Source organism: Streptomyces sp. NPDC017056, assembly GCF_044332485.1.
GTDB lineage: Bacteria > Actinomycetota > Actinomycetes > Streptomycetales > Streptomycetaceae > Streptomyces.
Genome location: NZ_JBIRPD010000014.1, coordinates 84,808 through 105,500, shown reverse-complemented (window position 1 = coordinate 105,500; position 20,693 = coordinate 84,808). Strand labels below are relative to the sequence as shown.

The 20,693-nt window shown below is 73.9% G+C and carries 21 protein-coding genes; 13 read left to right on the top strand and 8 right to left on the bottom strand.

What is annotated here, in order from left to right; translation table 11 throughout:
- Positions 1-43: 43 nt before the first annotated feature.
- The 4 genes from ACH4OW_RS25380 to ACH4OW_RS25365 all read right to left on the bottom strand — a co-directional run bounded on the left by ACH4OW_RS25380 (position 44) and on the right by ACH4OW_RS25365 (position 2,703).
- Positions 44-616 carry a DUF6328 family protein gene (locus ACH4OW_RS25380; RefSeq protein ID WP_398030153.1) on the bottom strand — a complete coding sequence of 191 codons (573 nt, stop codon included), beginning with the start codon at positions 614-616 and terminating at the stop codon, positions 44-46.
- A gap of 97 nt (positions 617-713) precedes the next feature.
- Positions 714-1,187, bottom strand: a complete 474-nt coding sequence (locus ACH4OW_RS25375; RefSeq protein WP_360129036.1) for an NlpC/P60 family protein — start codon at positions 1,185-1,187, stop codon at positions 714-716.
- A gap of 568 nt (positions 1,188-1,755) precedes the next feature.
- Complete coding sequence (locus ACH4OW_RS25370) at positions 1,756-2,061, bottom strand: hypothetical protein (protein WP_398030152.1); 306 nt, start codon at positions 2,059-2,061, stop codon at positions 1,756-1,758.
- 6 nt (positions 2,062-2,067) lie between these two features.
- Positions 2,068-2,703, bottom strand: a complete 636-nt coding sequence (locus ACH4OW_RS25365; RefSeq protein WP_398030151.1) for an ATP-dependent Clp protease proteolytic subunit — start codon at positions 2,701-2,703, stop codon at positions 2,068-2,070.
- Between the two features lie 391 nt (positions 2,704-3,094).
- Between ACH4OW_RS25365 and ACH4OW_RS25360 the strand changes: the two genes are divergently transcribed.
- The 7 genes from ACH4OW_RS25360 (at position 3,095) to ACH4OW_RS25330 (ending at position 7,593) form a co-directional block, all read left to right on the top strand.
- Positions 3,095-3,742 (top strand): hypothetical protein, encoded by a 648-nt coding sequence (locus ACH4OW_RS25360; RefSeq protein ID WP_398030150.1) that lies wholly within the window; start codon positions 3,095-3,097, stop codon positions 3,740-3,742.
- A gap of 139 nt (positions 3,743-3,881) precedes the next feature.
- A complete protein-coding gene (locus tag ACH4OW_RS25355) occupies positions 3,882-4,538 on the top strand; it encodes a GntR family transcriptional regulator (protein WP_398030149.1) in 657 nt (218 codons plus the stop codon).
- Between the two features lie 63 nt (positions 4,539-4,601).
- Positions 4,602-4,979 (top strand): STAS domain-containing protein, encoded by a 378-nt coding sequence (locus ACH4OW_RS25350; protein WP_398030148.1) that lies wholly within the window; start codon positions 4,602-4,604, stop codon positions 4,977-4,979.
- A gap of 282 nt (positions 4,980-5,261) precedes the next feature.
- On the top strand, positions 5,262-5,564 hold the full coding sequence (locus ACH4OW_RS25345; protein ID WP_398030147.1) for a hypothetical protein: 303 nt from the start codon (positions 5,262-5,264) through the stop codon (positions 5,562-5,564).
- A gap of 125 nt (positions 5,565-5,689) precedes the next feature.
- Complete coding sequence (locus ACH4OW_RS25340) at positions 5,690-6,430, top strand: GAF domain-containing protein (protein ID WP_398030146.1); 741 nt, start codon at positions 5,690-5,692, stop codon at positions 6,428-6,430.
- A gap of 5 nt (positions 6,431-6,435) precedes the next feature.
- Positions 6,436-7,203 (top strand): ANTAR domain-containing protein, encoded by a 768-nt coding sequence (locus tag ACH4OW_RS25335; protein ID WP_398030145.1) that lies wholly within the window; start codon positions 6,436-6,438, stop codon positions 7,201-7,203.
- A 54-nt stretch (positions 7,204-7,257) separates the two neighbouring features.
- Positions 7,258-7,593, top strand: coding sequence for a type II toxin-antitoxin system Phd/YefM family antitoxin (locus tag ACH4OW_RS25330; protein WP_360129063.1), 336 nt, complete (start codon positions 7,258-7,260; stop codon positions 7,591-7,593).
- A gap of 60 nt (positions 7,594-7,653) precedes the next feature.
- Here the strand turns inward: ACH4OW_RS25330 and ACH4OW_RS25325 are convergent, their stop codons facing one another.
- Positions 7,654-8,643: a M28 family metallopeptidase gene (locus ACH4OW_RS25325; protein WP_398030144.1), complete on the bottom strand. Its 990-nt coding sequence runs from the start codon at positions 8,641-8,643 to the stop codon at positions 7,654-7,656.
- A gap of 567 nt (positions 8,644-9,210) precedes the next feature.
- Between ACH4OW_RS25325 and ACH4OW_RS25320 the strand changes: the two genes are divergently transcribed.
- From ACH4OW_RS25320 to ACH4OW_RS25295, 6 genes are read left to right on the top strand one after another with little or no spacing between them, the layout of a single operon-like run.
- Positions 9,211-9,513, top strand: a complete 303-nt coding sequence (locus tag ACH4OW_RS25320) for an urease subunit gamma (protein ID WP_360129066.1) — start codon at positions 9,211-9,213, stop codon at positions 9,511-9,513.
- Between the two features lie 16 nt (positions 9,514-9,529).
- A complete protein-coding gene (locus ACH4OW_RS25315; RefSeq protein WP_360129069.1) occupies positions 9,530-9,841 on the top strand; it encodes an urease subunit beta in 312 nt (103 codons plus the stop codon).
- Entirely contained in the window at positions 9,834-11,555 is a 1,722-nt protein-coding gene (locus ACH4OW_RS25310) for an urease subunit alpha (protein WP_398030143.1), read from the top strand. The genes ACH4OW_RS25315 and ACH4OW_RS25310 overlap by 8 nt, the downstream gene beginning before the upstream one ends.
- Before the next feature lie 43 nt (positions 11,556-11,598).
- On the top strand, positions 11,599-12,273 hold the full coding sequence (locus ACH4OW_RS25305) for an urease accessory protein UreF (protein WP_398030142.1): 675 nt from the start codon (positions 11,599-11,601) through the stop codon (positions 12,271-12,273).
- Between the two features lie 47 nt (positions 12,274-12,320).
- Positions 12,321-13,022 carry an urease accessory protein UreG gene (ureG, locus tag ACH4OW_RS25300; protein ID WP_360129078.1) on the top strand — a complete coding sequence of 234 codons (702 nt, stop codon included), beginning with the start codon at positions 12,321-12,323 and terminating at the stop codon, positions 13,020-13,022.
- On the top strand, positions 13,019-13,858 hold the full coding sequence (locus ACH4OW_RS25295) for an urease accessory protein UreD (RefSeq protein WP_398030141.1): 840 nt from the start codon (positions 13,019-13,021) through the stop codon (positions 13,856-13,858). The genes ureG and ACH4OW_RS25295 overlap by 4 nt, the downstream gene beginning before the upstream one ends.
- A gap of 112 nt (positions 13,859-13,970) precedes the next feature.
- Here the strand turns inward: ACH4OW_RS25295 and ACH4OW_RS25290 are convergent, their stop codons facing one another.
- From ACH4OW_RS25290 to ACH4OW_RS25280, 3 genes are read right to left on the bottom strand one after another with little or no spacing between them, the layout of a single operon-like run.
- Positions 13,971-16,925 carry a condensation domain-containing protein gene (locus ACH4OW_RS25290; protein WP_398030140.1) on the bottom strand — a complete coding sequence of 985 codons (2,955 nt, stop codon included), beginning with the start codon at positions 16,923-16,925 and terminating at the stop codon, positions 13,971-13,973.
- A complete protein-coding gene (locus tag ACH4OW_RS25285) occupies positions 16,922-18,769 on the bottom strand; it encodes an amino acid adenylation domain-containing protein (RefSeq protein WP_398030139.1) in 1,848 nt (615 codons plus the stop codon). Before ACH4OW_RS25285 ends, ACH4OW_RS25290 begins: the two co-directional genes overlap by 4 nt.
- A 1-nt stretch (position 18,770) precedes the next feature.
- A complete protein-coding gene (locus ACH4OW_RS25280; protein ID WP_398030138.1) occupies positions 18,771-20,666 on the bottom strand; it encodes an AMP-binding protein in 1,896 nt (631 codons plus the stop codon).
- Positions 20,667-20,693: the final 27 nt, after the last annotated feature.

The following is a 20,693-nucleotide window of genomic DNA, read 5'->3' as shown; positions in this document are numbered from 1 at the left end:
TCACAAAACCGGGGCGCACAGGAGAACGAGCAGGTGGACCGGGTCAGGAGGAGGGGCCGCGCCCCACCGGCTTGACGTGGCCGTTGCGGTAACCCAGCACCCGCGGCAGCAGCGCCCACAGTCCGGCGCACGTCACCAGTGTCACCGAACCCGCCGTCACGCCCGCGCCCCGCCCCAGCACGACGTCGACGACGAGCAGTACGGCCCCGGCCAGCGCCAGTGCCAGCACCGCCATGCCGGCCGCCGTCAGCCGTGCCGAGACCTCCACGATCAGCGCCTTCGCGCGCCGCCTGAACAGCACCCGGTGCACCGCGGCGGGCGCCGTGAGCAGCAGGGTCGCCAGCACGGCGAGCAGCAAGGTGCCGACGTAGAAACCGCGTTGCGTGGCGTCCAGGGCGACGAAGCGCGGGGTGAAGGCCAGCGTCAGCAGGAACGCGAAGAGGATCTGCACACCGGTCTGCAGGACGCGGAGTTCCTGGAGCAGTTCGCCGAAGTTGCGGTCGTATCGCTCAAGAGGCGTCTCGTTGCGGTCCGCGCAGGTGGCGTACCGGGCAGACTTGGACGGCCGGGGCACTTCGGATGGTTCGGTGCGATCGTGGTCGGTGAAGGGGGCCATTGCGTACGGGTATCCGCCGACGCGCTGATCACTCCCCGTACGCGCGGGGCGGTACGCGAACCCGCACGCGTACCGCCCCGCGGACTCGCCCTACGGGTCAGCCGACCCGGCCGTAGGAGACGCCGCGTGACCAGATGCGCTCCAGGCGCACGACGGCCCCGGGCTTGGGCGCGTGCCAGATCCGGCCGTTCCCCGCGTAGATGCCCACGTGGTAGATGCCTCTGCGCGAGTGGAAAAAGACCAGGTCACCGAGGCGGCGCGAGGAGGCGGGGAGGTGCCGGGTGCGGTTGTACTGTGCCGATGCGGTGCGCGGCAGGCGCTTGCCGGCCCGCTTGAACGAGTACAGGGTCAGTCCCGAGCAGTCGAAACGGTAGGGACCGCTGGCTCCGTACTTGTAGGGCGCTCCCTTCTTGGAAGCGGCGATCCGCAGTGCTGCTGCCGAGGTCGTCGCGGCTTCGGCATCCGCGGCGGCTCCCGGTACGACCAGTGTCCCGCCGATCGTGGCGAGGGCGAGGAAGGAGGTGACTCCGGCTCGCGCCAGCATGGGGGAGATGGTGGTACGCGCAGTCATGCGCAACCCTTCGTCTGCCGCCTGCGAAGGAGTGCCTGTCGGGTTCGGGCAGGCGAAGATGCCCGGTCGCGGTCACGACTTCACCCCAAGGGCCCGTGCGGCCGTGGCGGCCGGCGGTCCCGTCGTGCTCGGGTCCTCCGCTCCTGCCGTCCAGGCGCATCGACCAGACGTCCGGAGCGGCGGCAGGATTGGGCGTCCGTCCGGACCGCCCCACCGCTGTGGCGGGGGCTTGTCGTCGAGGCGATCGTTACGCACCCGACGCCCGGATTCCGAGCGGAAACGGCATATGTGAGGTTGGTCACGTCTGCTCCGTTCGGGTGGACAGCGGCCGTTTCCCGAGAGGCGCGCGACGGGTGAGGACCCCCGCACCAGGCCCGGAACGCTGGGTTCCGGGTGGCACGTACACCCTTCGCGCAAGCCGTGTGGTGTGGTGCGTCGCGCGTGAATACGCCAATCGGGCGAGCCCGATCGGGCTTCGTGTCGGCACGCCGGGGCGCTGTGACAGGTGTGCCGGGCTTGAGGGGAGGGCGCCCGACCCCCGTACGGGCGCCCTCCGGCCGACGTGCCGTCAACCTCGTGGCGGCGGCACGGAAATGAGGCCGGCGCGGCGCTCGCCGTCCAGTACCCGCAGGGCCTGCGCCAGCGCCCCCGCGTGCAGTTCGCTCTCGCCCCGGTCGTGCATCAAGGCCAACGCGTCCCGCAGCGCGCGGGACTTGCCGACCAGTGCCTGCGCGGCGCGCAGGGCGCCGTAGGTGTCCGTACCGCGGGCCGGGTTGATCCGGCCCAGCAGGTCCAGCACCGCCAGGTAGCTGTCGACGACCTCACCCTCGGCGCGCGTCAGCGCGGGCAGCGGCGGCAGTTCGGGCGGAAACACCCCGGCTCACCTCGCACCGAGCGCCGTGGGGCGCTGCTTGCGGCTGCAGGTGAGCCCGTCGACGAGGCCGTACTCGACGGCTGCCTCGGCGCTGAACACCTTGTCGCGTTCGAGGTCCTGGGTGATCCGCTCGGGGGGCTGCCCTGTGTGCCGTACGAGCAGCTCCTCCAGCAGGGCGCGGGTGCGCAGCAGTTCGTCCGCCTGGATGCGGAGGTCGTCGGCCTGGCCCTGGACGGGTTCGCCGAACGCGGGCTGGTGGACGAGGATCCGGGCGCCGGGCAGGGCGAGGCGCTTGCCGGGCGCGCCGGCCGCGAGCAGCACCGCGGCGGCGGAGGCGGCCTGCCCCAGGCAGACGGTCTCGATGTCGCAGCCCACGAACTGCATCGTGTCGTAGATCGCGGACATCGCGGTGAAGGAGCCGCCCGGGGAGTTGATGTAGAGCGAGATGTCCCGGTCGGGAGCGTCGTGGTCCAGGTGCATGAGCTGCGCGATGACGTCGTTGGCGGTGGTGTCGTCGACCGGCGTGCCGAGGAAGACGATCCGCTCGCTGAGCAGCTTGGAGTACGGGTCCATGGTGCGGGCCCCGTAGGTGGTGCGTTCGGTGAACTCCGGGAGGACGTAGCGGGCCGCGGGGCGGTTCATGGAGGACTCCTCTTCCCTGTCCATCTGTAAAAAACGTACAGAACGTACGTAGAGCTAGATGGGAGCACGTTCTGCCGGTCGAAGCAATGTCCTGAACGGGAAAGGGGGCGGGTGATCGCTGAGGGCGAAATGCGCACGAGGCGTCAGGAGGTGGCGTATGGCGACGACTTGATGGGCCGTGAAGACTTGCCGACCTGGCGTGACGTCAGGTTGCGGAGGCGGGTGCGCCGGGCGCGCCAAGTCCTCCTGGCCGCCTCACGGATGCGACCGACTGCCACGAGTTACCGAGCGCATCCCCTGCGTCACGCAAATGCCCGATATGCCGTGCGCTGCGACCGTTCATCGGCTGCTCTGGAAGTACTTCGAACACCTCAGCAGGGAGAACCGCACCATGCGCATACGCGTCTTTCTGGGGGCCGCTGCCCTCACCGCGACCACGGTCCTCGGTGCCGCCGGCACCTCCGCCGCCGTGCCCGCCCCTCCGCCGGCCGGGCCGGCCGTCACCCACGAGGGCACCGAGCGGTACGACCACCAGGACCGGGCCGACGCCCTGTGGCGCCTCACGTACAGCCGGGCCACACACAAGGTGCGCGCCGTCTACCCCGGGGCACGGCTGGTGACGGCCTACGGGCACGCGCCGACGGGGCCCACCACGAACATGGCGAAGGTGACCCGCTGGCGGTTCATCTACGAGGTACCGCCGCGCGGGAACGGCCGGGCCAAGCCCGTGCTCGGCGCGTACGTCGACGCCGTGCTCGGCGGTGCCGTCGGCAGGCCGCAGCCGGGCCGGGGCGCCTGGCTGGACAACGCGCCGATCAGGGGGCCGCGACTGGCGCCGGCGCGTGCGTACGAGCACGTGAAGAACGTCGGGCACCGCGGCCACGGCTTCCAGTTCGTCGAGCTCGGCAACCCGCTGCACCCGCAGCTCAAGCAGCGTTGGATCTTCAGTAACCGGCGCGGTGTGTGCGACTCGTACTCCGTGAACGACGCCGACGGCAGGGTTCACAACCTGTGCAAGCGCGGCATGTCCGGCAGCTGAAACGTTTCGAGCGGGCCCCGGCTGCCGACGGCGGCCGGGGCCCGTCCGGCCGTCGGGCTCCGGCCTCTTGATCGGCTCGTTCGCCCGGCGTGCACAATGGCTGCCGTACGCCTGTGACGACCCGCAGAGGACGCCCCCGATGCCCGACCTGCCCCACCTCGCCCCCCTGCCGTCGGGGGCCGCCACCGACGACCGTCACGCACTGCGGGAGCGCATTCACGACGCGCTCGTCGGAGCACTCGTCAACGGCACCCTGGCGCCCGGCCAGGAGCACGGGGAGCCGTGGCTCGCCCAGCAGCTCGACGTCCCTCTGGCCCCGCTGCGCGAAGCACTGCTCCTCCTGGCCTCCCAGCGGCTTGTCGAGTACGCCGGGCCGGAGAACGTGCGGGTGACCTCGCCCGACGCCGCCTCCTGCCGGCACACTGCCGACGTTCTGCACGGCCTGTACCGCACCGCGCTCCTCGGCGCGCCGTGGCCGCTCACCGAAGACGACCTCGATGCCCTGCGCAACTGCGCGACCGCGTACGTCCGTGCCGCCGCACGCCGGAACGCCGTCGAAGCGGCCGCCGGCGAGCGTGCCCTGTGGAGCGTCTTCGTCCACGCCTGCCGCAACCCGCCCCTGTACGACGCCGTCACGCGCCTCGCCCCCGTGTGGCAGCGGGCCCAGCACCTCCGACTCGCCCTTCCCGCCGACTTCGAGAACGTCTGGGACGCCCTTCTGGACGCCTGCGCGGCAGGCGACCGGCAGCGGGCCCTGCGCTTCGTGGACGAGCACTGGCAGAGCCGGCTGCCCTGATTGCGCCGGCCCCTTCGCGGTCATATACCCGTGTGGTGAGAGCGGGGCGGAGGGAGCGGGCGAGTGGGCGACGAGCAGAGCATCCCGCTGCGGGTGGTCGTCACCCGGGTCGTCGCCACCGGTGCCGTGATCGTCGTCGCCGGCCAGCTCATCGACGATTCGCAGGTCGTGCTGCGCATGAAGGCCAAGGGACAGATCGCGCTGCGCCGCGACCATCTGATACTCGACCTCGCGGGACTGGAACGCTGCGACGTGGGCGGGCTGGGTGCCTTGATCTACGTACGCCGGCAGGCTCTCGCCCAAGGCGGCAGTGTCCGGCTGGTGGGCCTGAGCGGGTCGCCGCTGCGCAACTTCCTCCGGGCCGGTCTGTCCGTGATCTTCCCGCTCTACACGGAACTGAGCACGGCCAGCGCCAACTGGCCGCCGCAACCGGCGTCCTGACGGCGACGCCGGCGGAGCGCCGTGGTGCAGCGTTCCGGCCGAAGTCGCCCGCGCGCCCCGGCGCCTCCCCGGTGTGCGGCGTACCGGACTTCCTCCGGGGCCACACCGAGCCCGCACGGGAACCCGCAGGGCTGCACGAGGCGACTCCTGCCGCGCGGGCCCCTGGCCGGAGCGCGCCTTGTGGAACCTTCCCGTACGGATTCTGCCGTTCCGGCCGGGAGAGCCCGGGTACCCACCCGGCGGACCCGAGCCATCGGGCCGAGTCGAGTCCAGGAGGACGCGATGGCTACCGCTTCGTCAGCCGGATACCCGGAATCCGGCCGGTCCCAGGCCGCCCGTACCGAGCGGCGCATGAGCGCGGAGACCAAGCCCGCATTCAAGAGCACCGAGTTCTTCGTCTACCTCGCCGCCGTGGTGGCGGTCCTCGTCGCATCCGCCGTCGTCGGCAACGACTTCCGCGACGTGGACCGCTTCCCCGCCGACCAAGCGTGGCTCTACGTCACGCTGCTGACCGTGGGCTACATGCTCAGCCGCGGCCTGGCCAAGTGCGGCAGCCGCGAACCGACCGACCGCACCGGCGCCTGACCGCGGCCGGCGCGGGCGGCCCGGCATCCGCTGCCGGGCCGCCCGCACACGGCCGCTCCGCTAGGGTGACGGCGGGACCACCGTCAAGCGGTGCGGACGTCGGTCGCGGGAAGCCGGTGAGGGCGGTGAACGGCAGTGTGGACATGGCCACCGTCCTGGAGAGCCTTCGTCCCGTCAGTGGCAGCGGAGGGCTGGTCGGAGCCGACCCCGTGTTGTGCGCCCACGTGCTGGGAGTCGACGGCGTCGCTGTGTCCCTGACGGTCAACGGCGGGCTCGGCGAGCTCCTTTGGTGCACTCCGGACAGCGCGAGCGCGCGCCTGGAAGACCTGCAGTTCACCATGGGACAGGGCCCCGGCCCCGAGGCCGCGGCCTCGGGCCGCGTGGTGCTGGCGGCCGACCTGGCGCAGATCCCCGGCGACCGGTGGCCGGCCCTGCTACCCGAGGCCGAGGCGCTCGGCGTCCGCGCCGTCTTCTGCTTTCCGCTGCACGTCGGCGGGGCCTGCCTGGGGAGTCTGACGCTGCAACGCGCGGCGGCCGGCCTGCTGCCCGAGGCGGCCTTGGGCGACGCGCTGGTCCTGGCGACGGCGCTGACCGCGGTCGTCCTGGAGGGCGGGGAACCACGAGAGGCGTTCGCCGCGGCCGAGGACCACTCGGTGTTCTACCGGGCGGCGGTCCACCAGGCCACCGGCATGATCAGCGTGCAGGCCGGGGTGCCGCTCCCGCAGGCGCTGCTCCGCCTGCGGTCGCACGCCTACCGCTGCGGACGCTCCGTGGTGGAGGTCGCCGAGGACGTGGTGGCCCGGCGTGTGCACTTCCGAAACGACGGGGAAGAGCCGCCGGACGTGTCCGGACGGCGAAGGGGGTGAAGGCCGTGACCCGCGAGCAGCGGCTCCTGGAGGCCGTGGTGGAAGCCGTCGACACCCTGGTCGACGACTTCGACCTGATCGAATTCCTGCACCGGCTGTGCGACCGCTGTGTGAGGCTGCTCGACGTGTCGGCCGTCGGCGTCATGCTCGCCGACCCGGGCGGCGCGCTCCAGGTGATCGCCGCCTCCGACGAACACACCCGGCTTCTGGAACTGTTCGCCTTGCAGTACGAGCAAGGCCCGTGCGTCGAGTGCCACCGCGTCGGCGCCGCCCGGCTGAACGTCCGGCTGGACCTCCCCGAGCAGACGGCCGCCTTCCCGGTCTTCGCCACGCGGGCCAGGGAGGCGGGCTTCACCACCACCCACGCACTGCCGATGCGGCTGCGCCGGCAGGCCGTCGGGGCACTCAACCTCTTCCACCGCGACGCGCAGGACATCAGCGACGCCGAGGCGCGGGTGGCGCAGGCACTGGCGGACGTGGCCACCATCGCCATCCTGCAGCAGCGCGGCATCGAGCACGGAAACCTGGAACGGGCCCAGCTCCAGGCAGCCCTGTCCAGCCGCATCGTCATCGAGCAGGCCAAGGGCATCCTCGCCGAGCGCTGGCAGTGCGATCTCGACCACGCCTTCGACGCGCTGCGCCGGCACGCCCGTACGCACCGCGTCCGGCTGTCCGACGTGTGCCGTCAGCTGATCGACGGCGAACTGGAAGACCTGCCCCACCGGCCGGCCGATCCGGCGCCCGGCCCGTCCGGCACCGGCGAGCCGCCGTAGGAGCTCCGTGGACGACGGCGCCGGGGAGTGGACACGGGCTCTTAAGCTGGGTCCATGGCTTATGAGATTCCGGTGACCCAGGCCCGGGCAGAGTTGGCGGATCTGATCAACCGCGTCGTCTACGCCGGCGAGCGGGTGGTCGTCACGCGCCACGGCAAGCCTCTGGTAGGGCTGGTCTCCGCCGCCGACCTGGAGCGCCTGGAGGCGTACCGGGCGGCGGAGGAGGCAGCGGCGGAGGAACAGGTGATCAGTACGGTCTCCACGGTGCGGCCGTTCGCGGCACCGCCGGGTGAATGGCGCCGCTTCGGCATCGCGGCCGAGCACCGCGGTACGGCGGGCGACCGCGGTGCGACGGGCGAGCACGGCGGCCCGGGCGCGGGGGAGCGCTGACCGGGCCGCACGGCACGCGCGGTGGCCGCCGCCGGGTGGCGGGCCCGGCCGGGGCCGGTGTCAGGAGCCGAGCTGCCAGACCGCGTCGGCGATCGCGGCGGTGTTGTTGGCCAGCGCCGTGTCGTCGATGTTCTTCGTGGTGTCGCAGGACGCGTGGTAGCAGGCGTCGAACGCCTTGCCCGCCGTGCCGCCCCACTTCTTCGCCTGCTCCGCGGTCTTGATGTAGTCGGCGCCGGAGAACAGTCCGCCCACCGGGATGCCGGCGTCCTTGAACGGGGCATGGTCGGAGCGCCCGTCGCCCTCCGTCTCGATCTCGGTGGCGATGTTCTCGGCGGCGAAGTGGTCCTTGAAGACCTTCTCCAGACGCGGGTCGTCGTCGTAGACGAAGTAGCCCGGGTTCGGCGAGCCGATCATGTCGAAGTTCAGATACGCGTCGATCTTCGCGCGGTCGCCGGCGGCCAGCGTGTCCACGTAGTGGCGGGAGCCGGCCAAGCCGTACTCCTCGGCCCCCCACCAGGCGAACCGCAGGTGCTTGGCGGGCTTGAAGTGCGTGCGGGAGACGGCGAGCGCGACTTCCAGGATGCCCGCCGAGGCGGAACCGTTGTCGTTGATGCCGGGGCCTTCGGTCACCGAGTCCAGGTGGGCGCCGGCCATCACGGTCTGCTCCGCGCTGCCGCCCGGCCAGTCGGCGAGGAGGTTGTATCCCTTGGTGCCGTTACGGGTGAACTCCTGGACGGTGGTGGTGAATCCGGCCGCGTCCAGCTTGGCCTTGAGGTAGTCGACGGAGGCCCGGTAGCCGGCCGTGCCGTGGGCGCGGTTGCCGCCGTTGGTGTCCGCGATCGACTGCAGCCGGTCGAGGTGGGCCTTGACGCCGGCGACCGGGATCTCGGGGGCGGCGGCGGGTGCGGCCTCCGCCCCGGCCACCGGCCCCAGCAGCGCTGCGCCGAGGGCGGCGCACGCGCCCGCGGCGAGCGCGGTACGACGTATTCGCGCGGAACGCGCGGAACGAGGGGCGTGGGGGAGGGAAGAAGGCTGAGGCGTGGGGTGCACGCGGGTCACGGTGTGGCTCCGATGCTGGTGTGGGGGGAACGGCGCTGTGGGGGTGTTGTGGGGCATGCGCCGAGAGTTTTGATGTGGCCATGAGGATCGTGTCCGATCCGCGCCGAGTCAAGAGCGGATAACGGACTGCGGTGTTCGCGAAGAGGATGCGCGGGACGAAGGGGGCGTAAGCCGCCGACGCGCAGGGGGCACGCCCACAACGGTTCGCGGGACGTGTTCCGGACCGGCTCCGGCCGCACGTCGACCGCGTCGGCGAGCTTGCGCGACGGCTGGGCGAAGAGCCTGAGGAGGGCGGTGGCGCGGTGCCGGACGTCGACGAGTACGACATGTCGTTCGAGTGCGGCATGACGGGCTGACGCGCGTTCCGCGGTCGACCCGCCGATGTAACGCCGGTGAAATCGCGTCGAACTAGCCTGCGGACGGCGGGGCGTTGATGGAGCGGAGCTGGCGAGCAGTTTGCTCCGCCTTTAATCAGTGTGTGATACATCTGCTTTTGCGGGTGTATCCCACCCGTGACCTGGGCATTTGCGCCCAGCGTGAAGACGGTGAGGTGAAGGCATGCAACTGACCCCGCATGAGCAGGAACGCCTGATGATCCATGTGGCGGCGGACGTGGCCGAGAAGCGGCGGTCCCGCGGGGTACGGCTGAACCACCCGGAAGCCGTCGCACTCCTGACGGTCCACATCCTCGAAGGCGCGCGGGACGGCCGTACGGTCGCCGAGCTGATGTCGACCGGGCGCAAGGTCCTCACCCGTGACGAGGTCATGGAGGGCGTCCCGGAGATGATCCACGACGTACAGGTCGAGGCGACCTTCCCCGACGGCACCAAGCTGGTCACCGTCCACGAGCCGATCAACTGAAGCCGGGAGACCACCGATGATCCCGGGACAGATCCTCCACGCCGACGAGCCGGTGCACCTGAACCAGGGGCTCCCCGTCACCCGTATGACCGTGCTGAACGCCGCCGACCGCCCCGTGCAGGTCGGCTCCCACTACCACTTCGCCGAGGCCAACCCGGGCCTCGACTTCGACCGTGCGGCCGCGCACGGCAAGCGCCTCAACGTCCCCGCCGGCTCCGCCGTGCGCTTCGAGCCCGGCATTCCCACCGAGGTCGAACTCGTCCCCGTCGCGGGCAAGCGGATCGTCGCGGGCCTGCGCGGTGAGACCGGAGGCCCCCTCGATGGCTGACCTGACCCGTGCCGCCTACGCCGACCTGTACGGCCCGACCGCGGGCGACCGCGTGCGGCTGGCCGACACCGACCTGTTCGTCGAGATCACCGAGGACCGCTCGGGCGGTCCCGGCCACGCCGGTGACGAGGCGGTCTTCGGTGGCGGCAAGGTGATCCGCGAATCGATGGGCCAGTCCCGCGCCACCCGCGCCGAGGGCGCGCCCGACACCGTCATCACCGGCGCGATCGTGCTGGACCACTGGGGCGTCGTGAAGGCGGACGTCGGCATACGGGACGGGCGGATCGCCGCGCTCGGCAAGGCGGGCAACCCCGACACCATGGACGGGGTGCACCCCGACCTGGTGATCGGCCCGGAGACCGAGGTCATCGCGGGCAACGGCAAGATCCTCACCGCCGGGGCCATCGACACCCACGTGCACTTCATCTGCCCCCAGCAGGTCGACGAGGCCCTGGCCTCCGGTGTCACCACCCTGGTCGGCGGCGGTACGGGCCCGGCCGAGGGGAGCAAGGCCACCACCATCACGCCCGGTGCCTGGCACGTCGCCCGGATGTTCGAGTCGATGGACGGGCTGCCGGTCAACGTCGGGCTGCTGGGCAAGGGCAACACCATGTCCGCCGCCTCGATGCGCGACCAGTTGCGCGCGGGCGTGCTCGGCTTCAAGATCCACGAGGACTGGGGCGCCACCCCCGCCGTGCTCGACGCGTGTCTGCGCGTGTGCGAGGAGAGCGGCGCCCAGCTCGCCATCCACACGGACACCCTGAACGAGGCGGGCTTCCTCCAGGACACCCTGGCCGCCATCGCGGGGCGCGGCATCCACGCGTACCACGTCGAGGGGGCCGGCGGCGGCCACGCGCCCGACATGATCGCCATGGTCTCCGAGCCGAACGTGCTGCCCGCCTCCACCAACCCGACGCGCCCGCACACCGTCAACACTGTCGAGGAACACCTCGACATGCTGATGGTCTGCCACCACCTCAACTCCGCCGTGCCGGAGGACCTGGCCTTCGCCGAGTCCCGTATCCGGCCCTCCACCATCGCGGCCGAGGACATCCTGCACGACCTCGGCGCCATCTCGATCATGTCGTCCGACGCGCAGGCCATGGGGCGCATCGGCGAGGTCGTGCTGCGTACGTGGCAGACCGCGCACGTGATGAAGAAGCGGCGCGGCGCGCTGCCCGGCGACCTGCTCGCGGACAACGCCCGCGCCCGCCGTTACGTCGCCAAGTACACCATCAACCCGGCCGTCGCCCAGGGCATCGACCACGAGGTCGGCTCCGTCGAGGACGGCAAGCTGGCCGACCTGGTGCTGTGGGACCCGGCGTTCTTCGGCGTCAAGCCGCAGCTCGTCATCAAGGGCGGCCAGATCGCGTACGCGCAGATGGGCGACGCCAACGCCTCCATCCCCACCCCGCAGCCGGTGCTGCCCCGGCCGATGTTCGGCGCGTTCGGCAAGGCGCCGGGCGCCAACTCCGTCAACTTCGTCTCCGAGCAGGCCGTGGCGGACGGGCTGCCGGACCGGCTCGGGTTGGCCAAGTCCTTCCAGGCCATCCGCAGCACCCGCGGCGTGACCAAGGCGGACATGCGCAACAACGACGCGCTGCCGAGCGTCCACGTCGACCCGGACACCTTCACGGTGACCATCGACGGGGACGTGGTCGAGCCCGCGCCGGCCGCCGAACTGCCCATGGCCCAGCGTTACTTCCTCTTCTGAGCGGCCCGGACATGTACGAGAGGCCGAAGAAGGGGGTGCGGCGGTGAGCCGGGCGGCGCTGCTCGTCCTGGCGGACGGCCGGTTTCCGGCGGGCGGGCACGCGCACTCCGGAGGCGCCGAGGCGGCCGTGAAGGCGGGGCGGATCCGGGACGCGGCGAGTCTGGAGGCGTTTTGCCGGGGGCGGCTGCACACCGCCGGGCTGGTCGCCGCCGCCCTGGCCGCCGCGGCGGCCGCGGGGTGTGATCCGCTGGAGCTGGACGAGGCCGCCGACGCCCGTACGCCGGTGCCCGCGCTGCGGCTGACGGCGCGCAGGCTGGGGCGGCAGATGATGCGCGCGGCCCGCGCCACCTGGCCCTCGGCCGAGCTGGACGCGCTGGCCGCGGCCCGGCCGCGCGGCGCGCACCAGCCCGTCGTGCTGGGCCTGGCCGCCCGGTCGGCGGAGCTGGAGCCGCTGGACGCGGCCTACGCCGCCGCGTACGAGAACATCAGCGGCCCGGCCACCGCCGCCGTGCGTCTGCTGAGCCTGGACCCCTTCGACGCGACCGCGGTCCTCGCCCGCCTGGCCGCGCCGCTCGACCAGATCGCCGAGCAGGCCGTCGACGCGGCGCGACGCGTCCCGCTGGAAGGCACCGGCGCGCTGCCCGCCGCCTCCGCGCCGCTGCTCGACATCACCGCCGAGCAGCACGCCGCCTGGCCGGTACGGCTCTTCGCGTCGTAAGCCGTACCGCCCCCCGTACCCGCACCCGACACGATCACGGAGCCGTCATGCATCTCGATCACGACCTCGACGAGCGCTTCCCCCACCGCCACACCTACAGCGCCGCCGACCCGAAGCGCCCGGACGGCACCCGGCGCGCGCTGCGCATCGGACTCGGGGGCCCGGTCGGTACCGGCAAGACCGCCACCGTCGCCGCGCTGTGCCGCGCCCTGCGCGACGAGCTGTCCCTGGCGGTGGTCACCAACGACATCTACACCCGCGAGGACGCCGAGTTCCTGCTGCGCGAGGCGGTCCTGCCCGCCGAGCGCATCACCGCCGTCGAGACCGGCGCCTGCCCGCACACCGCCATCCGCGACGACATCTCCGCCAACCTCGAAGCCGTAGAGGACCTGGAGGACGCCGTCGGCCCCCTCGACCTGATCCTGGTCGAGTCCGGCGGCGACAACCTCACCGCCACCTTCTCCAAGGGCCTGGTGGATGCCCAGATCTTCGTCATCGACGTGGCCGGCGGCGACGACATCCCCCGCAAGGGCGGCCCCGGCGTCACCACCGCCGACCTCCTCGTCATCAACAAGACCGACCTGGCCCCCTACGTCGGCGTCGACCTGGAGGGCATGGCCCGCGACGCCAAGGCCCAGCGCGGCGACCTGCCCGTCGTCTTCACCTCCCTGAAGGCGGAGAACGGCGTACGGCCGGTCTCGGACTGGGTCCGCGAACGCCTCGCCGACTGGAGCGCAGGCCCCGCATGACCCTGGCGCCTCCCGAACGGACCCGGCCCGAGGACCCGGGTCCTGTACGGCTCCCGGACCACGTGCCGGTGCCGCACGGCCTGCGTGCCACGGCCCGCGTCACCGCACGGGCCGGCGCCGGCGGCGTCACCGGCCTGCCCGTCCTGGACGGCGAGGGCCCGCTCGCGCTGCGCCGTGTCCGTTCGCACGGGGCGCAGGCCCGGGTGTGTGTCGTCGGCGCCATGAGCGCCCCGCTCGGCGGCGACCGGCTGCGCGTCGAAGCCACCGTCGAGGACGGCGCCGACCTGTGCGTCACGGCGGCCGCCGCAACCGTCGCGCTGCCGGGTCACACCGCCGAACTCGCCACGTACGACGTGGAGTTGCACGTCGGCGACGGGGCCAGGCTGGCCTGGCTGCCGGAACCGCTCATCTCCGCCGAGGGCAGCGATCTGCGGATGGCGACGACCGTCCACCTCGCGCCCACCGCGCGCCTGGTCCTGCGCGAGGAACAGGTGCTGGGGCGCAGCGGCGAGCGGCCAGGGCGGCTGCGCAGCCGCCTGACGGTGCGCCGCGCGGGGCGGGTCCTGCTCGACCAGGAGACGGGGTACGGGCCCGGCGTTCCCGGTTGGGACACCGCCGCGGTCCTCGGCGGCAACCGCGCCACCGGCCAGCTCCTCGTGGTGGACCCGGCGTTCGACGACGACCCGCCCGGGGTGCGGATCCTGGGCACGGGGCCGGAGGAAGGGCAGGGGGTGCGCGGCCCGCTCGCCGGGCCCGCCGCGCTGGCCACCGCCGTCGCCCCGGACGGGCTACGGCTGCGCCGCCTCCTGGACGCGGCGGTTCCGGTTTCAGAGTGAGCGCGACGCCGCTCCGGGGGGAGGGAACGGCGCCGCGACCTACAAGACGGCGAACGCACGGGATCGGTGCCGCCGGGGCGAGGAAAAGCGGTAAAAAAACCGGGGAAGGCCGTCAGTGCTCCAGCATCGCGGCGAGCACCGACCGCCAGTCCTCGCCCGGCCGCCCGGCCAGTTCGGCGGCGAGCGCCCGCGAGGGGCGGTAGCGGCGGCGGTGGTGCAGGAGGAAGTCCGGTCCCGCGGGCCCGGTCTCCGCCGCCGGGCCCGCGCCCGCGTGCGTGGCGTGCACCTCGCCGGTGCCGCCGAGCAGGCGGATCAGCTCGGTGGCGAAGTCGCGCCAGTCGACATGGCCGCCGACCGCGTTCACCACGCCGCCGGAAGGCCGTTCGGCACAGCTGACCAGCGCACGGGCCAGCGCCCCTGCGTGCACCCAGGGCGCGCCGTACCAGCCGCGCTCCCGCGCGGGCAGCTCGATCGGTTCGCCACTCCGCGCGGCCTGGAAGAACTGGCCGGTGGCGCCCCAGCGCAGCTGGTCGCGCAGCCTGGCGTGCGGCCCCCACACGATCGGCACCCGCACCACGGCGGCCCCGCCGCGCCCCTCGGTCCCGGCGGCCGCCAGCAGCATCCGCTCGCAGTCCAGCTTGGCCCGCCCGTACGCGGTGAACGGCCCGGCCGGCGGCGTCTCCTCGGTCACGTCGGTGACCGGCGGCTGCCCGTAGGCGTCCACGCTGCTGACGAAGACGAAGGAGCCCTGCCGCCAGCCGTCCAGCACGGCCCGCATCGCCGCGAGGTCCACCTCGGGCGAGGTGAAGGTGCAGGCGGCGTGGATCACCGCGTCCGCGCCGGCGGCCGCCGCGCGCAGGCTGTCCGGGTCGCCGAGGTCGCCCTCGGCCACCTCGATGCCGTCCGCCGCGAGCAGGTGCGCCGACTCGGGGCGCACCAGCGCCCTTACCGGGCGGCCGCGGGCCGCCAGCTCGCGCAGTACGAAGGCGCCCACGCCCCCGGTGGCACCGGTGACCAGCACCGTTCCGGTGCGTGCCGGGGCGGGGCGGCCGCCGCGCGGGGCCGCGGCCCGCACCGCTGCCAGGGCCGTCGCGCGTTCCCGGTCACGGGCGTCGAGCAGGGCCGCGATCGCCCGCGGGCTGCGGTGCTCCATCACGTCCAGGCCCGTCAGCGGCAGCCCCAGCCGTTCGCGCAGCCGGTCGGCCAGCTGCACCGCCAGCAGCGAATGCCCGCCGAGCAGGAAGAAGTCGGCGTCCGGGGCGGGCCGCCGGCCCAGCAGTTCGGCGAACGCCGTCAGTACGGCGTGCTCGCGCGGACCGGCGGCCCCGGCCGGCGCGGCAGCCGCCGGGGCGCCCGGCAGCCGGGTCGGGTCCACGGCGCCGCCGGCCGTACGCGGCATCGCGTCCAGGACCGTCACCGCTGCCGGGACCAGCTCCGGCGCCAGTTGCGAGCGCAACGCGGCCCGCAGGCGCATCGGTTCGAGGGCGCCGGCGCCGCTCGGCACGACGTAGGCGAGCGGCTGCCCGCCGTCGGCCTCCACCAGCACGGCATCGGCCACTTCAGGCCGCGCCTTGAGGAACGACTCGGCCGGGTGGGCGGTTCCCTCCGGACGCCCGGTTCCCTCCGGGTGCCCGGTCCCGTGCGGCCGGTTCAGCGGGTGGCCGGGGTCGGCGGCCACCGCCGCCAGCAGGTCCGCGAACCCGCGCAGCAGCCGCCGGGCCGTCCGCTCGTCGAGCCGCGCCCGGTCGTACTGCACCAGGCAGCGTGGCGGCCCGTCGCCGCCCCGGCCCTCCTCCACATAGAAGCCGAGTCCGAACTTGGCGGTTCCCAGATCGACATCGACCGCTTCGCACGCCAGGCCGGGCAGGTCCAGGGCGGTGGGCGCGCGGAGCACGTCGGCCGTGACGTCCACCAGCGGCTGCCCGTCGGTGCCGCGCGCCGCCGCTCCCAGCCGCTCGACGATCAGGTCGAAGGGCACATCGCGATGCTGCTGCGCCTCCAGCAGCGCGTCCCTGGCCCGGTCCAGCAGGCTCCCGAAGTCCTCGGCGCCGCTCGCGTCCACCCGTACGGGAAGGGTGTTGACGCAGAGGCCGACCAGGTCGCGGACCTCCGCGCGGTCGCGGTGGCTGCTGGCGCAGCCGAGCACCAGGTCGGCATGGCCGGTCGCCTCCAGCAGTGTGGCGTACGCGGCGGCCAGCACCACGGTGAACAGCGTGCTCCGGTGCTCCCGGCCCACCGCCCGCAGCCCGTCGAGGACGGCGGCCGGCAGCGGTTCGGCGAGCAGTGCCGCCTCCCCGCGCCGGGCCGGTGCGCCGGAGCCGGCGGCCGGGGCGGGCAGCGGCACCGGCCGGGCGCCCGCCAGACGCCCGAGCCAGAACTCCAGCCCGTTTTCCAGGGCGTCCGCTGCGGCGTGCTCCCGGCGGGCGAAATCCGCGTACTGCGGAGCCGGGCCGGACAACGCTCCGGGCAGCTCGCCGGTCAGCGTGTCGGCACCGTCGAGTGCCGCCCCGTACAGCACGCCCAGTTCACGCGCCACGACGGCCAGCGAACCGCCGTCGATCGCGATGTGATGGAGCGTCAGCAAGACGGTGTGGTCCTCGGCGCCGTGCCGTACGACGAACGCGCGCAGCACCGGCCCGCCGGCCAGGTCGAAGGGGCGCGCCGCGGCCTGCCGCAGCATCCCGGTGAGGTCACCGTCCGCCGCCACCACCTCCACCGGCACCGGCGCGGCGGCCGCCACCTCCTGGTACGGCTCGCCGTCGCGCTGCCCGTACCGCGTGCGCAGCACCTCGTGACGGCGTACGAGCCCGGTCAGCGCCCGGCCGAGAGCCCGCGCGTCGAAGGGGCCGCGCACCCGGGTGGCGAACGGCACGTGGTACGCGGCGCCGCTGCCGCCGAGGCGGTCCATCAGCCACATCCGGCGCTGCGCGGCGGACAGGGGGGCCGGCCCGCCGGGTCCGGCCGCCGCCGTGGCCGTACGGCGCGCGCCCCCGCGGTTCGCGGCCTGCCGCTGCCGGGCGGTCCGGAGCAGCGCCGCCTGGCGGGCGGTGTCCGAAGCGGTGGTCATCGTCGGTCCTCCAAAGCGGCCGGAGCCGCCGGTTGGTCGTGGGGGGTCCCCGGGTCCTCGTGAATGTGCAGCAGTGCCTGTTCGACCAGGGCCGCCTGCGCGGCGACCGTGGGCGCGGCGAAGAAGTCGGCGAGCGAGATCTCCACGCCGAGGTCCTCGCGCAGGTCCTCCACGACGCACAGCGCCAGCAGCGAGTGCCCGCCGAGCGCGATGAAGTCCGCCCCGGCGTCGTCCACGGGCTGGTCGAGCGCCTGGCTCCACAGGTCGGCCACGACCTGCTGGAGGGGGGAGAGCGCGCCGGGCGCGGTGTCCTCGCCGGTCGCCGGCAGACCGCTGCCCTGCACCGGCCGCCCCGCCAGCGCCCGCCGGTCGACCTTGCCGACGCCGGTCAGCGGCAGCGCGTCCGTGAACGCCCACGCGTTGGGGACGAGGTGGGCCGGCAGGCGGCCCTCCAGGTGGGCGCGGAGCGCACCGGCTCCGGGCGCCGTGCCGCCGGCCGGCACGACGAAGGCCACCAGCCGGGCGTCGTCGGGCGCCGGCCGCTGCACGACGACGGCCGCGTCGGCGACCCCGGGGTGCTCGCGCAGCGCGTGCTCGATCTCGCCGGGCTCGATCCGGAAACCCCGGACCTTGACCTGGTCGTCGGTCCGGCCGTGGAAGTCCAGCGTGCCGTCGGGGCGCGCCGAGACCACGTCGCCGGTGCGGTACAGCCGCCCGGCCTCCGGATGGTCGACGAAGCGCTCTGCCGTCAGCGCGGGCTGCCCGACGTACCCGAGAGCGAGCCGCGGGCCGCCGAGCCACAGCTCGCCGCGGGTGCCGGAGGGCACCGGCGTGCCGTGCTCGTCCATGACGTGCGCGGTGGTCCCGGCGATCGGCAGGCCGATGGGCGGCGGCCCCTCGCAGTCGGCGTCCACGATCCGGTACGTGGTGGCGAAGGTGGTGGCCTCGGTGGGCCCGTAGCCGTTGACCAGCTCCAGCCAGGGGTGGGCGCGCAGCACGGTCCGCGCGTGCTGCGCCGACAGGGCCTCGCCGCCCACCAGTACGCCGCGCAGCACCCCGAAGACCGGGGACCGCCGGGCGGCCAGGTGGTGGAAGAGCGCGGTGGTCAGCACGGCCACGGTCGCGCCCAGGCGCTCCGCGTCCCGGGCCAGGCCCGCGGGCGAGAGCCGGTCGGCGGTGGACACCGCGACCGCGGCGCCGTTCGCCAGGGCGGCCCACACCTCGAAGGCGGAGGCGTCGAAGGTGACGGGGGAGTGGAACAGGACGCGGTCGCGCGGTGTGAGAGTCACGTACTGCGGCTGGTGCACGAGGCGCGCGATGCCCTGGTGGGTGACGGCCACGCCCTTGGGCCGCCCGGTCGAGCCGGAGGTGAACATGACGTAGGCGACGGCGTCCGGGGCGGGTTCGCAGTCGTCCTCCCGGCCGGGCACGCCGTCCCCGGCGTACTCCGCCCCGCCGGCGGGCGGCGGCAGGGCCCGGTCCCCGGGGATGCCCGCCGTCTCCAGCAGGTCCTTGCCGCCCACCGTCAGGCCGGCGCCGGCCGTGTCCAGCATGGCCGCGATGCGCGGCGCGGGGTGCTCGGGGTCGAGCGGTACGTAGTGCGCGCCCGCCCACCAGACGGCCAGCTGCGTGACCACGGTGGGCACCGAGTGCGGCAGCAGCACGCCGACCGCGTCACCGGGACGTACGCCCCGCTCCCGCAGGACCCCGGCGAAACCGCGGGCCGCTGCCGCCAGTTGCGCGTAGGTCAGGGAGGTTTCCCCGTCGGTGACGGCGAGGGCGTCGGGAGTGGTGCGGGCGAAGCGGGAGACGAGTCCGGGGACGCCGGTCGCGGTCGCGGTCATCTCACACCCCCGCCAGGTCGGCGGCGGCACGCCGCGTGTCCACCAGGGCCGCCACCGCCCGCAGGTCGGGCTGCCGCAGTACCTCGGGCGCCCGCAGGCGTATGCCGCAGTGCTCCTCGATCCCGGTGAGCAGCCGGGCGGTCGACAGCGAGTTGCCGCCGGAGGCGGCGAAGTTGTCGGCCGTGCCGAGCGCCGGAGTGCCGAGCAGGTCGCGGCACAGGCGCAGCACCAGTTCCTCGGTGGGCGTCCGGGGCGCGGCGCCGTCCGGGGCCTCGGCGGTCGCCGCCTCCTCGGCGGCCAGGAGGGCAGCGCGGTCGACCTTCCCGTTGGCGTCCAGCGGGAAGCTGCCGGGGAACCGTACGACGGCCGGGACCGCCTGTTCGGGCAGCCAGCCGCGGGCCTCGCCGATCAGCTCGTCCGCGGTCGGCACCGGCGCGCCGGGCACCGGCAGGACGAAGGCGACGAGCTGGTTGACGCCGCCCGCCGCCGAGCGGACCGCGACGGCGGCCCGCCGGACGCCGGGGTGGTGCTCGAAGGCGGCCTCCACCTCGGCGGGTTCGATGCGTACGCCGCTCACCTTGACCTGGTCGTCCAGGCGCCCGAGGAAGTCCAGCACCCCGTCGGCCCGCATCCGCACCCGGTCGCCGGTGCGGTAGACGCAGTCGGTGCCGGTGACGCCGGGCGGCGGCGGCACGAAGCGGGCCGCCGTCAGCTCCGCGTCCAGGTATCCCAGCGCCAGCACGCTGCCGCCGATGCGGAGTTCGCCGGGCTCGCCGCGCCGTACGACCCGGCCCGCCTCGTCGGTGACGCAGACGACGGCCCCGGTGATCGGCGCGCCGATCGGCGGGGGAGCGGCGGTGTCCGACGCGTGCGGGCCGAGGTGGTGCGCCGTGGTCGTCACGGTGGCCTCGGCGGGCCCGTACAGGTTGTGGACCCGGGCCGTGACCTCGGGGGCGGGCCGGCGGCGCAGCCGGTCGCCGCCCACCATGAGGTGGCGCAGCGCGGGGAGTTCGGGCCAGGGGCGTTCGAGGACCGCTTCGGCGAGCGGCGTCGGCAGGACGGCTACGGACACTCCGGCACGCCGCCACCAGCCGGTGAGGGCCTCGGGGTCCCAGCGGACCTCCTCGGGCGGCACGCTCAGCACGCCACCGGAGGTGAGGGCCGCCCACAGCTCCTTGACGTGCGGGTCGAAGGCGACGCCGACCAGGAGGCTGTGCCGGTCGCCCGGCACCGATCCGGTGTACGCGTGGTACCAGTCCAGCAGCGAGCCGAGCGACGCGCCGCCCACCGCGACGGCCTTCGGGGTGCCGGTGGACCCGGAGGTCAGCACGGCGTAGAAGGTGTCCGCCGGGGCGCTGTGCGGGGTGGTGCCGGACTCGGCGCGGAACGCGGCCACGACGCTCCCGGCCGCGTTGGCGCCCTCGGCGGGCAGTTGCAGCGATACCGCGTCCCCCGCCCGGTACGCCGCGGGCAGCAGCGCGGGGTCGCCGACGAGGCAGGGCACGCCCAGCCGCTCGGTGACCGTGGCCAGCCGGCGTTCGCCGGGGCGCGGCCCCAGCGGCAGGTAGACGGCGCCGAGCCGGGCCAGCCCGACCGCCACCGCGACCAGCGCCGCGGAGCGGTCCAGGCATACGCCGACCAGGTCGCCGGGGGAGACCCGGCCGCGCAGCGACTCCGTGACGACGTGCGACAGAGCGTCCAGCTCGGCGTAGGTCCACGCCAGCTCGCCGTCTTCGACGGCCGGCGCTTCGGGGGTGCTGCGCACCCAGTGTTCGTACCGGGCGAGGACGTCCGCCGGGCGGTCGGTGCGCGGTGTGCGCGGGTCGGTGCCGTACGCGATGCTGAGCTGCGCGTCCTGCGGGCTGTCGCCGGGACGCTCGTGCGCTGAAGTACTCATGATTCCTCTGCGGTTCGCAAGTTCACG